Annotated in this window: 1 protein-coding gene; it reads right to left on the bottom strand. The window is 78.0% G+C overall.

Annotation, left to right across the window (positions count from 1 at the left end):
* Positions 1-735, bottom strand: a 735-nt coding sequence (locus tag G3I53_RS16155; RefSeq protein ID WP_164438478.1) for a substrate-binding domain-containing protein, incomplete at both ends; no start/stop codon positions are given.

The raw sequence follows: 735 nt of genomic DNA, 5'->3' as shown, positions 1-735 counted from the left end.
GGGCAGCGTGCACAGCAGCTCCCCGGCCGTGGGGGACGGCGGGCCCGGCTGGGCGACCAGCCGTTCGCCGCGGGCGGCGGCCCGCGCGTCCGGCCCGTACAGGCCGACGGTGGCCAGCAGGCCGACCGCGGAATGCTCCGGGTCCGGGCGCCGCACCGCGGCGTCCGCGTCCCGCCCGGTCAGGCCGTCGATCATCTCCGTCAGCGTCAGCCCGGTGCGCTCCGTCTGGGCCTCGCCGGCGATCTGCTGCGGCACGGCCAGCACGACGGGGGAGTAGGCGAGCGGCTCGCCGTCCGGTTCCAGTCCGGCGACGGCGTCGGTGTCCTGACCGTTCATCACCCGGGCGACGTCGGCGCCGGAGGCCGGGATCCAGACGTCGGGCTGCGGACCGATGTCCCGCTGCGGGTTGGTGTCCTCGTCGCGGGGCTCCTGCCACAGGCCGGACTGGCTGCTCAGCGCGCCGACGACGTCCGCGGAGCCCGCGCTGTGCACGGTGATCCCCGCGCGCCGGCAGCCGTCGTCCGCGGTGTTCGCCGGGGAGGCGACGAAGGCGTCGGCGGCGCTGCGCAGGGTGGGTTCGAGGTCCGGGCCGGTCAGCACCCGCAGCTCCAGCGGCGGGGCGCAGACGGTGTCGTCGGCGCCGACGAGCCGGAACAGGCCGTATCCGCCCGCCCCGAGCAGCACCAGGCACAGCACGGCGGCGAGCACGGCCCGGGCGGCGCCCGGCCGCCTCGC

This window comes from Streptomyces sp. SID14436 (genome assembly GCF_010548465.1).
In the GTDB taxonomy this organism is placed as follows: Bacteria; Actinomycetota; Actinomycetes; order Streptomycetales; family Streptomycetaceae; genus Streptomyces.
Note: the sequence above shows the minus strand (reverse complement) of the source record. Positions and strands in the feature narration are given on the sequence as shown.